12 protein-coding genes are annotated in these 12228 nt (G+C 36.7%); all 12 read left to right on the plus strand.

Annotated features, from left to right (window positions below; all coding sequences use genetic code 11):
- The 12 genes from prfB (at position 1) to phoU (ending at position 12201) form a co-directional block, all read left to right on the plus strand.
- Positions 1-1117, plus strand: a protein-coding gene (gene prfB, locus EKM66_RS00625) for a peptide chain release factor 2 (protein WP_191988020.1) whose coding sequence is annotated in 2 segments (ribosomal slippage) — positions 1-51 and positions 53-1117 — 1116 coding nt in all. Because the reading frame shifts where the segments join, the coding sequence is not laid out codon by codon here.
- A gap of 1 nt (position 1118) precedes the next feature.
- Positions 1119-1781: a response regulator transcription factor gene (locus EKM66_RS00630; RefSeq protein ID WP_125760615.1), complete on the plus strand. Its 663-nt coding sequence runs from the start codon at positions 1119-1121 to the stop codon at positions 1779-1781.
- 1 nt (position 1782) lies between these two features.
- Positions 1783-3432 (plus strand): sensor histidine kinase, encoded by a 1650-nt coding sequence (locus EKM66_RS00635; protein ID WP_125760618.1) that lies wholly within the window; start codon positions 1783-1785, stop codon positions 3430-3432.
- A gap of 174 nt (positions 3433-3606) precedes the next feature.
- Positions 3607-4551 (plus strand): peptidoglycan recognition protein family protein, encoded by a 945-nt coding sequence (locus EKM66_RS00640; protein ID WP_125760620.1) that lies wholly within the window; start codon positions 3607-3609, stop codon positions 4549-4551.
- Positions 4552-4888: 337 nt separating this feature from the next.
- On the plus strand, positions 4889-5923 hold the full coding sequence (locus tag EKM66_RS12805; RefSeq protein ID WP_125760622.1) for a glycoside hydrolase family 73 protein: 1035 nt from the start codon (positions 4889-4891) through the stop codon (positions 5921-5923).
- A gap of 214 nt (positions 5924-6137) precedes the next feature.
- Positions 6138-7112 (plus strand): glycoside hydrolase family 73 protein, encoded by a 975-nt coding sequence (locus EKM66_RS12895; protein WP_125760624.1) that lies wholly within the window; start codon positions 6138-6140, stop codon positions 7110-7112.
- A gap of 130 nt (positions 7113-7242) precedes the next feature.
- A complete protein-coding gene (locus EKM66_RS00655; protein WP_125760626.1) occupies positions 7243-8121 on the plus strand; it encodes a phosphate ABC transporter substrate-binding protein PstS family protein in 879 nt (292 codons plus the stop codon).
- Position 8122: 1 nt separating this feature from the next.
- Positions 8123-9043 (plus strand): phosphate ABC transporter permease subunit PstC, encoded by a 921-nt coding sequence (gene pstC / locus EKM66_RS00660; protein WP_125760628.1) that lies wholly within the window; start codon positions 8123-8125, stop codon positions 9041-9043.
- Complete coding sequence (gene pstA, locus EKM66_RS00665; RefSeq protein ID WP_125760630.1) at positions 9043-9930, plus strand: phosphate ABC transporter permease PstA; 888 nt, start codon at positions 9043-9045, stop codon at positions 9928-9930. The genes pstC and pstA overlap by 1 nt, the downstream gene beginning before the upstream one ends.
- Before the next feature lie 4 nt (positions 9931-9934).
- Positions 9935-10741, plus strand: coding sequence for a phosphate ABC transporter ATP-binding protein PstB (pstB, locus tag EKM66_RS00670; RefSeq protein WP_125760632.1), 807 nt, complete (start codon positions 9935-9937; stop codon positions 10739-10741).
- A 12-nt stretch (positions 10742-10753) separates the two neighbouring features.
- On the plus strand, positions 10754-11512 hold the full coding sequence (gene pstB / locus EKM66_RS00675) for a phosphate ABC transporter ATP-binding protein PstB (RefSeq protein WP_125760634.1): 759 nt from the start codon (positions 10754-10756) through the stop codon (positions 11510-11512).
- A gap of 11 nt (positions 11513-11523) precedes the next feature.
- The gene (gene phoU, locus EKM66_RS00680; RefSeq protein WP_125760636.1) at positions 11524-12201 is read left to right on the plus strand and encodes a phosphate signaling complex protein PhoU; all 678 of its coding nucleotides are present in this window, start codon (positions 11524-11526) and stop codon (positions 12199-12201) included.
- Positions 12202-12228: the final 27 nt, after the last annotated feature.

Genomic DNA, 12228 nt, shown 5'->3' on the forward strand with positions numbered 1-12228 from the left:
ATGGAATTTAGCGAAATAAAGACAAAAATAAGTAATATTGAAAGCAAAATAAGCCAATTCAGGGGGTCTCTTTGACTTAGATAGTTTGGAAGAGTCTATTGCAGAGAACGAAGCCAAGATGACTGAGAATGGTTTTTGGGATGATCACGATAAAGCTCAAAAAGTCATTGATGCCAATAATGATCTGAAAGATAAATATGATAACTTCAAGCAACTTGATGAGGGATTGGAGAACTTGAAGGTTTTAGCTGAGTTATATCAGGATGATCCTGAAGATGATTTGATAGTTCAAATGGAAGATGATGTTGCCACTCTTGAAAAGAAAATGCAGTCTTATGAATTGACAATGTTGCTTTCTGAACCCTATGATTCAGATAATGCCATTTTGGAAATTCATCCAGGTGCTGGTGGTACTGAATCTCAAGATTGGGGTTCGATGCTGTTAAGAATGTATCAAAGATGGGCTGATCAACATGATTTCTCTGTTGAAATTGAAGATTATCAACCTGGGGATGAAGCTGGCATTAAGAGTGTGTCTCTGATGATCAGTGGAAAAAATGCCTATGGATTATTGAGATCAGAACGTGGTGTTCATCGTCTAGTTAGAATCTCACCATTTGATTCTGCCGGCAGACGTCACACTTCGTTTGCTTCAGTAGATGTGATGCCTGAATTAGATGACTCAATTGAAGTTGAGATCAATGATGATGATTTGCGTGTTGATGTTTTCCGTTCATCTGGTGCCGGTGGTCAGCATATCAATAAGACCTCATCAGCTGTAAGAATTACTCACTTGCCAACTGGTATAGTTGTTAGTTCTCAAGCTCAGAGGTCACAATTACAAAATAGACAAACAGCAATGAACATGTTAAAAGCTAAGTTGTATCAAAGAGAACAAGAAGAACAAGCTAAGAAAAATGCTGAAATCAAGGGTGAACAGATGGATATTGGTTGGGGATCACAGATCCGTTCATATGTTTTCCATCCATATACAATGGTCAAGGATCATCGTTCAAACTACGAAACTGGTAACGGTCAAGCGGTAATGGACGGTGACTTAGATCCATTTATTTATGCTTACTTGCAATGGAAACTTCAAGGGGAGAATCCAGACTAATATGTCAAAGAGAATTTTAATTGTAGACGATGAATTATCGATTTTGGAATTAATTGAATATAATTTAACTGCCAAAGGTTATGACACTGATACTGCTACTAATGGGGAAGATGCCTTAGACAAAATATTGATGGAAAAGTTTGATTTGGTACTATTGGATCAGATGCTTCCAAAACTGAGTGGAATTGAAATTCTTAAAAAAATTCGTTCAGAAGGAAATGCCACACCAGTGATATTTTTGACTGCTGTTGATGCTGAAGATAATAAAATTGAAGGCTTGATCAGTGGAGCTGATGATTACATAACTAAACCCTTTAGTGTAAAGGAACTTCTGGCAAGAATTGAAGTAGTGCTACGTAGAACAACTAGTTCTGATAAGACACATTTTGCATTAAACAAAGCTGCTAAAAGTTTGATTATCAACGGAACAGAGATTGCTTTGACTAGAAAAGAATACCAATTGTTGGAGTTCTTGCTAGATAATAAGGGAATCGTGGTTTCACGCGATCAAATTTTTGACAATGTCTGGGGATTAAACTCTAATTCACAGTTACGAATGGTCGATATTCAAATTAGTCATCTTCGTGATAAAATTGAAAAGGATACAAAAGATCCGCAAATAATAAAAACCGTACACGGATTCGGTTACGTCTTAGAGGTGTAGTATGAGGAAAAAATTTGGTCCATTAATTGCTATCGCTATTACTGTAATAATCTTTATCGTGCTTTCTGTATTTGCTGATAATATTTTGGGACATTCTCAAAATGAGATGTTCTCTGATGAAACGGTTTCGTATCGTGAATTAAAAAAGAACCATTCTCAAGAGCAGGCAGCCAAGTATTCTAGTTTGTCTTATGTTGATACTACAAAACGTAGTACGGCCTTGGAAAAGGGTGCATATGATCTAATTCATCGTGGCCACCTTACACCGGGACAGAACTTTGTTACTAACGATACTTTTGGTACAAGAACCATGTATTATATGCACGGTTCAAGTAAATATGTAGTTGCAAAGAAGTATAAGAGACTGTGGAATCAGGATACTTTCTCGTTTGTTATGGTTGCATTTATCTATTTCATTGTCACAGATTCAATGATTCTCTTCTTCTACCGTAGACGTCAGGTTCTAAGTAAAGATATTGAGAGTGTTACTGAGAACTTGAAGCGTGTTCGTAAGAATAAAGAGATGGCATCACTTATCTTGGCACCTGATGATGAATTGTATGAGCTTGTTGAACAGACGAATGATATTAGTATGGATATTAATGAATTGAGAGATAATGCACGACTTCGTGAACGTAGATTTAAGGGGCTTATCGGCCACTTGCCAATCGGTGTTATGTTGTTAAACTCTCAAGGTGAAGTGCTAATGCATAATCAAGCTATGGCTGGATTATTGGATGAAAATATTTCAAATGAGATACATCCCTTTATCGAAGATGTTAAAACTTACAGTTTGAGTCGAATGATCGAGCATACTTTGCGCAAGAATAAGAATCATCATCGTGAGATTCAATTGGTTGGAAATTCACAGAAATATGTTGATGCGAATGTTATTAGACTAGTTCATTCACGTGAAGATTATGACCAACAAGTCTTAGTTATCTTATATGATTTAACTGAAAGTAGAAGATTTGAACAGATGCAAGTCGACTTCGTAAATAATGTTAGCCATGAGTTGAAGACTCCAATTACATCAATTGAAGGATTCTCAGAGACATTATTGAATGGTGCCAAGGATGATCCTGAGAAACTAGATCATTTCTTGCATATAATTAATGACGAAAGTATTCGCTTAACAGAATTGATTCAGGATATTCTTTCATTATCCAAAGTTAAAAAGGATACTGAAAAAGCTCAACTTGTTAATATGTCTGAAGATATTGATAAATTACTGGAACGTATGGAAATTCCAATCAAAAAACATGGAATTCATGTTAAAAAAGAATTTTTCGGCAATGTCAATGTAACTATCAGTAAAGAAAAAATAAATTTGATCATTGGCAATTTGATTAAAAATGCAATTTCTTACAATAAAGAAAATGGTACTATTTCAATGGAATTTCATCATGATGAAATTGAAAACCGCATCAGATTTGTTATTCAAGATACTGGAATTGGTATCGCTGATGATGAACAAGATCGTGTATTCGAAAGATTCTATCGTGTCGATAAATCTAGAAGTTTGGAGACCGGTGGCACTGGACTAGGACTTGCCATTGTTAAAGAGACAGTAGATACATTGAATGGAACAATCGGTGTTGAATCACATAAGGGTCTTGGATCAACATTTACAGTTAACATTCCGTTATAAAATTAATAATTTAGTCGTATCTCAATTGAGGTATGGCTTTTTTTGTAATCAAAACGTAATGTGCAAAGGGCTTTCGTAGAGGGTATCAAATACGTTATAGTGGTTCTGGTAAGAAAAATGAGAAGACTGTGTATAGGGAGTTATTTTTCTACAATTAAGCTGTAGGAGGCAAATATGTTCAAGGGGAAAAAGATTTGGATTTTGGGTGTGTTATCAATTTTCTTCGGTATGCTGTTACTTTCAAGTAACAATACTGATGTTGAGGCATCTCAAATCAATGATTATATAATTAACAACAAGATTCAACCGGCTTCAATTCAATATCGTACAGGTACATTCACTGAATGGATACCTTATGAAAATGGTGTTGGTAAGCCAGAAGGAGTTGTAGTTCATGAAACTGCAACTCCTGGTGCCACTGCTGAAAATGAGGTAACACTTTTCAACAGAGAGTGGAGAAATATGCAGACTTATGTCCATGCATTCACTGATGATAAGCAGATTATCAATATTCATAGTGCTGATTATGGTGTTTGGGGCGCTGGTCCAACTGCTAATGCCAAATATATTCAAATTGAATTATGTGAAGTAAATTCATATGATGGATTTGCACATTCTTTGGCAAATGATGCTTACTATATTGCATCTAAATTGATTCAATACAATTTACCAGATATTCCTGGTCAAACAGTTGTTTCTCACCACGAAGTAAGTAATATGTATCACCAAACAACTCACGTTGATCCAGATACATACTTTGCTCGCAAAGGCTATAGTATGGCTGAACTAAACCAATTGATTTCACTTTATTACAATAATTTGAAGGCAACTGGTAATGTTTATGGTGTTGGTAATACTACAAACGCCGGTTCAAATAACAATACTAACAACACTGGAAATACTGCAACTCCTAGCAAGGGTGTCATCAAAGTTAATAACGCTAACGGTTATTATGTTCCATTGATGGCTCTTCAAGGTGATGGTACTTTCAAGCCCGTTAAGAATCGTGCTTTGGCAAACAACACTCCATGGGTCACAGATAAGACAAAGACTTATAATGGTATAACATATCGTCGTGTTGCTACAAATGAATGGGTTGATAGCTCATATATTATTTAAATCAAACTTTAGAGGTTGTGGAATATTCAGCGTAAATGCGTAATAAGATACAACTTCTTCTGTTTAATAATAAAAATCCTCGAGTTTACTATATGTAAATTCGAGGATTTTTTAGGTCATGTTCAAAAATTAAACGAGCTTTGTAATGCTATTTTTTGTACAATTGTTTAATTTTTATTTATGAAATTTTAGAATTATTGAATCTCGTAATTCTTAATAGTAATCTGTGAAATGGATAACAATAATAAAGTGAGTTATAGGGGATCAAGCTACCTAGCTGTCAAAATCCATGATAGTCCAGGCTTATTTTCTTATTGCTCCGATACGGGGGATGCCTATGAATAAAAGAGCACTGTTAACAAGTGTTGCAGTTTTGAATACTGTTGCGGCTGTTGCTGCCCCAACAGTTGTTTCTGCTGCCGACACTTCAGAACCAGATTCTAAACAAGGGGACTCGAGTACAGTTGATGGCAATAATGTACTTGTGGGACCAAAGGTAAAAGAGGCTGATACGACTGTTGCCCACTCACCAATCGTGGAAGCTCCGGTTGAATCTTCAGCATTGCAACAAATAATTGTTGAGTCGGCAAATAATTACGCTTCTCCAGCTCAACAACATGCGTTTTTGTATAAAGCCGTTCCATTAGCACAAAGAGCTGCTAGTCAATATAATGTATACACTTCAGTTATGTTGGCTCAAGCTATTTTAGAGAGTAGTTGGGGTTTGTCCACTTTAGCAACGGACGCCAATAACTTATTTGGTATCAAAGGTGACTACAATGGTTCAACCTATACTGTTCAAACTCGTGAATGGAGTGCTGATAAAGGTTACTATTACATCACGGCTAATTTTAGAAAGTATGCCAGTTACTATGAATCATTCCAAGATAATGGTAACAAGTTGCGTAATGGTTTAACTTACAATTCTGCATTCTATAGTGGAACATGGAAAGAAAACACATCATCATATCGTGATGCTACTGCATGGTTGCAGGGTAGATATGCCACTGCCCCTAATTATGCCAGTGTCTTAAATAACATTATTGATAGTTATAATTTGACGCAATACGATGATGATCAACCAGCAACAAATGAGACTCAAAACACTAATACCAATAATACAAATACTGATAATAGTGCTGAAACAAATGGTGGAAGTACCAACGAAGTTCAAGAAGAAGGCAATGTTCATGTTAATGTAACGCCATATGCACCGTTACAAGATAACAACGGAAAAGCCGTTAAAAATCGTGCCTTAGGTTCAGATACTGACTGGTATTATAACAAGACTAAAACTGATTCAAATGGTACAACTTGGTATCATGTTGCAACTAGCGAATGGGTCAGTGCTAGCAGTGTATACGTAAAATAGTTAAGAAATACTTTTAACCACCTTCAAAATTTTGAAGGTGGTTCTTTTTGTGCAAAAAATCCCAGTTAATGTTGAAAAGCGGTTTTAAGTTACTGTAAATGTTTCAGGAGTATTACACAATGTTTAGTTTCTGTTACAGAACGGAAGATTGATTGAATCTGGCTTTTTTAAATAGTAACCTGATATGTAGATATTATATAGGGGGATACCTTCAATGAATAAAAAAGTGTTGTTAACAAGCGTTGCGGTTCTTAACACACTAGCTGCCGTTGCTGCTCCAACGGTTGCTTCCGCTGCCACGGACACTACTAGTGTTCCAGAAAATTCAGAACAAGTAAGTAATACAAATCAAAATAATAGTGATACAGATGTGATTTCAGGATCAGATGTTACAAAAGCTGATACTACAGTTGCTCATACAGCAGTAGTCCAATCAGCTGCTTCAACAAAGGCTGTTGTACAAGCTACAAGTAGTGGTGTAACATCAGCCCAACAACAAGCATTCTTGGCTGAAGCCGTTCCAATGGCTCAACAAGCTGCTTCAAAGTACAATCTATATACTTCAGTTATGTTAGCTCAAGCTATCCTTGAAAGTGCATGGGGTACTTCAACTCTTGCTACTCAAGGCCATAACTTATTTGGTATCAAAGGTGACTATAATGGAGCCTATGTATCAATGCCAACTTCTGAATGGAGTGCATCAGCTGGTTGGTATACAATCTATGCTAACTTCAGACAATATCCTAGTTACTATGAATCATTCTTAGACAATGGTAACAAGTTGCGTAACGGTGTTGCATGGAACTCAAGTTATTACTCAGGTACATGGAAAGAAAATGCTGCATCATACAAGGATGCTACTGCATGGCTACAAGGTAGATATGCAACTGCTCCTAACTATGCCTCATCATTGAATAGTTTGATTACAAGATACAATTTAACTCAATATGATGGTAATGCTGAAACAAACAGTGGTGCTGATAACTCAGCTGATACTGGTACAGTTCATGTTAATGTAACACCTTATGCTACACTACAAGATAACAACGGTAAGGCTGTTAAGAATCGTGCTTTGTCACCAAACTCAGATTGGTACTTCAACAAGACAAAGACTGATGCAAACGGTGTTGTTTGGTATCATGTTGCAACTACTGAATGGGTAAGTGCTAGTCAAGTTTCAGTTAAATAATTTAAAAATATTCTATTACACTATCGATTAATCGGTGGTGTTTTTTTTTATGAATTTTTTTGTTGAAATCTCTGTTTTTATACAAAAAATATACATTGGTATATTACTATGAATTGGATAGAGGTGAAGAATGTTGAAAAAAAGACTTGTTGCGTTATTTGCTGTGACATTTTCCGCAATTTTTATTCTAACTGGTTGCTCCGGGAGTGGTAGCCAAAAGACAATTACGGCGGTTGGTTCTTCTGCAGCACAACCATTAGTTGAGCTTGCTGGTGAAGAATTTTCAAAAGATAACCCCAACGAATATGTCAATGTTCAAGGTGGGGGAACTGGTACAGGACTTAGTCAGATACAACAAGGTGCCGTTGATATTGGTAATTCAGATTTGTATGCTGAACAAAAGAGTGGCATCGATGCTAGTAAGTTAGTAGATCATCGTATAGCCGCTGTGGGAATGGTTCCCATCGTCAATAAAGACGTTAAGGTTGATTCCTTGACCATTAAACAATTACGTCAAATCTTCTCTGGTGAAGTTACTAACTGGAAACAAGTTGGTGGACAAGATTTGAAAATAACTATCATTAACCGTGCTGATGGAAGCGGTACTCGTTCAGCATTTGAAGATGATGTAATGGATAATGCTCAGTTTGCCAGTTCACAAGAGCAAGATTCTAGTGGGATGGTACGTCAAATTGTGTATAACACCGATGGTGCTATCAGCTATTTGGCGATGCCTTATTTGAATGACACCGTTAAGACACTCAAAGTTAATGGTGTAAAACCTACAATTAAAAATATTGAAAATAATACTTGGAAGATTTGGTCATACGAGCATCTCTATACTAATGGTGAAGCAAAAGGGATGACTAAAGAATTCTTGAGTTACATTATGACTGATAAGATTCAAAATCAAGTTGTTAAAAAGCTACAGTATGTTCCTATAAAAGATATGCAGTATCAAAAAGATTACAAGGGTAATGTAATGCCTGTTTCAAAGGGGGGAGTCTAAAATGAAAGATCCAATTAGAGAAAGTCTAACTAAAAAATCTGTTTCAGCTAAAAGAGAAACTCGCGGAAAAATAATTTCGTTCAGTTTCACTGCAATTATCGTAATTTTAGTTGTAACGATAATTGGGTTCGTTGCTTCTCGAGGATTGATTATTTTCTTCAAAGATGGAGTTAATCCAATCAATTTCTTAACTCATTCAGTTTGGGCTCCTAGTAAGCTCGATAGTGCCGGTCATCCAATCGTTGGTGCAGCACCGATGATTGTTGGTTCATTCGCCGTTACTTTGATTGCAGCATTAATTGGTACACCATTTGCAATTGCTGCCGCTTTATTCATGACGGAGATTTCTCCTAAATGGGGACGTAAGGTACTTCAACCAGTTATTGAATTATTGGTTGGTATTCCTTCGGTTGTTTATGGTTTCATCGGTTTAACAGTGGTTGTTCCTTTTGTTCGTAAGATAGCTGGTGGAAGTGGATTCGGTATTTTAGCCGGTTCTTTCGTTCTGTTCGTTATGATTCTACCGACGATAACATCTATGTCAGTGGATGCTTTACGTGCTGTACCTAGATATTATCGTGAAGCCTCACTAGCATTGGGTGCTACTCGTTGGCAAACGATACACAAAGTTATTTTGCGTGCGGCTACACCCGGTATTTTGACAGCTGTTGTGTTCGGTATGTCGCGTGCGTTCGGTGAAGCTTTAGCGGTTCAAATGGTTATTGGTAATGCAATGTTGCTACCAAACAACTTAGTATCACCATCAGCCACTTTGACTAGTGTTCTAACAATGAACATGGGTAATACAATTATGGGCTCGACGCCAAATAACGCCTTGTGGTCATTAGCATTACTATTACTTCTCATGTCATTGCTGTTTAACTTCATAATTAGATTAATCGCAAAGAGAGGTAAGATGTAATGTTCAATGAAAAAGTAAAAGACAAAATTGCAACAGGCGTTATCTATGCAATGTCAGGCATCATTGTACTTATTCTTGCCGGATTACTGTTATATATTTTAGGAAGTGGTCTGCGTTACGTTAACTGGCATTTTCTAACATCTGGATCAAAAGCCTTTCAAGCGGGTAGTGGTGTAGGAATTCAATTGTTTAATTCATTTTTCCTACTAATCCTTTCAATGCTGATTTCGATTCCCATCTCAATTTCAGCTGGTATTTATTTGTCAGAATATGCTGGTAAAAACAAACTAGTTGAGGTCATTCGTATTTCAATCGAAGTATTGAGTTCATTGCCTTCCATAGTTGTTGGTTTGTTTGGATTTTTGATTTTTGTGATTAGTTTCAAGTTCGGTTTTTCGATTCTTTCTGGTGCGTTGACACTGACTGTTTTCAATCTACCAATTTTGACTAGAAACGTTGAAGATTCATTGAAGTCAGTTGCTCAGTCACAGCGTGAAGCTGGACTTGCCTTAGGATTATCCAAATGGGAAACGGTTATTCATGTTATTATTCCTGATGGTCTTCCAGGTATTATTACCGGTATGATCATTGGTGCTGGTAGAGTATTCGGTGAAGCCGCTGCATTGATTTACACGGCTGGGCAGAGTGCTCCGCCATTAGACTTCACTAATTTCAACGTATTCAGTATTACTAGTCCCTTGAATCTAATGCGTCCAGCTGAGACTTTAGCGGTACATATTTGGAAAGTTAACTCTGAAGGACTTATTCCTGATGCTGTTCAAGTATCTGCAGGAGCATCTGCCGTTTTGATTATTGCAGTTTTACTATTTAATTTACTATCAAGATATATTGGTAACTTGGTTTATAAAAAGATGACTGGAGAGTAGTTTTATGGATGTACAAAATGAAGAACAATTTATTCATCACTTAGATGAAAAAGATCATGAAATAGCTATGTCCACTAAAGACTTACAAGTATTCTATGGTGAAAAAGAAGCTATGCACAAAGCCAGTCTTCAATTTGAAAGGTACAAGATAACTTCCTTAATTGGAGCTTCTGGTTCTGGTAAATCAACTTTCTTGCGGTCTTTGAACCGGATGAACGATAATGTACCCGGAGCAACTGTTAAAGGTCAGATCATGTATCGTGGTCTTGATATCAATAAAAATGATGTAGATATTTATGAAACAAGAAAGCATATTGGAATGGTATTCCAACGTCCCAATCCGTTCGCTAAATCGATTTACAACAATATAACTTTTGCTCTGAAACGTCATGGATTACATGACAAAGGTAAGTTGGATGAAATTGTTGAAACGACGTTGAAGCAAGCGTCACTTTGGGATCAAGTTAAGGATGATCTTAACAAGAGTGCGATGGCTCTATCTGGTGGACAGCAGCAGCGTTTGTGCATTGCACGTGCAATTGCCATGAAACCTGATATTCTATTAATGGATGAGCCAGCAAGTGCGCTTGATCCAATCTCTACTTCTAATATTGAAGAAACAATGCTTAATCTGAAAGACCAATTTACCATTATTATCGTTACACATAATATGCAACAAGCGGCTAGAATTAGTGATTACACGGCATTCTTCCATATGGGGCATGTTGTGGAATTCAACGAAACTAGAAAAATCTTCACTCGTCCTAAAATTAAGACGACTGAAGATTACGTTTCAGGACATTTTGGGTAGGAGGCTCCACTTTTGGCAGAAAAAATTTTAACATCTTCGGATGTGCATTTATTTTATGGTAAAAAAGAAGCACTGAAAGGTATCAATCTAGACTTTAACAAAAATGAAATCACTGCTTTGATCGGGCCTTCAGGATGTGGTAAGTCAACATATCTTCGTTGCTTGAATCGAATGAATGATTTGATACCCGATGTAACAATTACTGGAACTATTTCTTTAAATGGTAAAAATATTTACTCACCTAACGTTGATACTGTAGAATTAAGGAAGCAAGTCGGAATGGTGTTCCAACAACCTAATCCGTTTCCATTTTCAGTTTATGATAATGTAATATATGGATTGCGATTGGCTGGTGTCAAGGACAAGGCGGTCCTAGATGAAGCAGTTGAGACAAGTCTTCAGAACGCTGCGGTATGGGATGACGTTAAGGACAAATTACACCAGAGTGCGTTGTCATTATCTGGTGGGCAACAACAAAGGGTTTGTATTGCTAGAGTTCTAGCTGTTAAGCCTGATATCATCCTTTTGGATGAACCTACTTCTGCGCTTGATCCTATTTCTTCGGCAAAAGTTGAAGACACATTGCTTAACTTGCGTGAAGATTATACTATTATCACGGTAACTCACAATATGCAACAAGCTTCAAGAATCTCAGACCGAACTGCTTTCTTCTTGAATGGAGAATTGATTGAAGCTGACGAAACTAAAAATATATTCTTAAATCCAAAAGAAAAACAAACCGAAGATTATATCTCAGGTAAATTCGGATAGGGGGAAAAATTATGCGTAGTACTTTTGAAGAGCAACTTAATGATTTGCATTTACGATTTTCAGAAATGGGAATGATGGCCAGTGAGGCAATCATGAAATCTGTTAAGGCATATATCAATCATGACAAGGCATTAGCAAAGGAAGTTATTGAAAAGGATGTCTATATTAATAAGCGTGAGATGGATCTTGAAAAGGATTCATTCGAAATGATTGCCTTACAACAGCCAGTTACTTCAGACTTACGTATGATTGTTACAGTGTTAAAAGCCAGCTCAGATCTTGAGCGTATGGGAGATCATGCGGTAAGTATTGCTCAAGAAACAATCAGAGTAAAAGGTAAGACACGTATTCCTGAAATCGAAAAATTAATTAGTGAAATGGGCGATATGGCTACAAGTATCGTTGAAGATTCACTTGAGGCCTATTTGAAGAGAGACGACAAAATGGCTGAAGAAGTTGCTCATCGAGATGTTGAGATCGATGCAAAGAGCAAGATGATCAATGAATTGTGTATTAAAGATATGCAAAAGACGGCTGACAATGTATTGAGTGGTACTTCATATATGCTAGTTGCTAGTTATCTTGAACGTGTTGGCGATTACTCGACTAACATTTGTGAATGGGTAGTTTACTTAAACAGTGGTCATGTGATTGAATTGAATCGTAAACATATGGCAGAACAGGATTAAGTTGTTGGTTGAAATTCCCACAACTAT

The organism is Companilactobacillus hulinensis (genome assembly GCF_003946555.1).
GTDB lineage: Bacteria > Bacillota > Bacilli > Lactobacillales > Lactobacillaceae > Companilactobacillus > Companilactobacillus hulinensis.

Excerpts from the sequence above, each read along its gene's own strand:
- EKM66_RS00630 (WP_125760615.1), top strand. The coding sequence starts at position 1,119 with ATGTCAAAGAGAATTTTAATTGTAGACGATGAATTATCGATTTTGGAA.
- EKM66_RS00635 (WP_125760618.1), top strand. The coding sequence starts at position 1,783 with ATGAGGAAAAAATTTGGTCCATTAATTGCTATCGCTATTACTGTAATA.
- EKM66_RS00640 (WP_125760620.1), top strand. The coding sequence starts at position 3,607 with ATGTTCAAGGGGAAAAAGATTTGGATTTTGGGTGTGTTATCAATTTTC.
- EKM66_RS12805 (WP_125760622.1), top strand. The coding sequence starts at position 4,889 with ATGAATAAAAGAGCACTGTTAACAAGTGTTGCAGTTTTGAATACTGTT.
- EKM66_RS12895 (WP_125760624.1), top strand. The coding sequence starts at position 6,138 with ATGAATAAAAAAGTGTTGTTAACAAGCGTTGCGGTTCTTAACACACTA.
- EKM66_RS00655 (WP_125760626.1), top strand. The coding sequence starts at position 7,243 with ATGTTGAAAAAAAGACTTGTTGCGTTATTTGCTGTGACATTTTCCGCA.
- pstC (WP_125760628.1), top strand. The coding sequence starts at position 8,123 with ATGAAAGATCCAATTAGAGAAAGTCTAACTAAAAAATCTGTTTCAGCT.
- pstA (WP_125760630.1), top strand. The coding sequence starts at position 9,043 with ATGTTCAATGAAAAAGTAAAAGACAAAATTGCAACAGGCGTTATCTAT.
- pstB (WP_125760632.1), top strand. The coding sequence starts at position 9,935 with ATGGATGTACAAAATGAAGAACAATTTATTCATCACTTAGATGAAAAA.
- phoU (WP_125760636.1), top strand. The coding sequence starts at position 11,524 with ATGCGTAGTACTTTTGAAGAGCAACTTAATGATTTGCATTTACGATTT.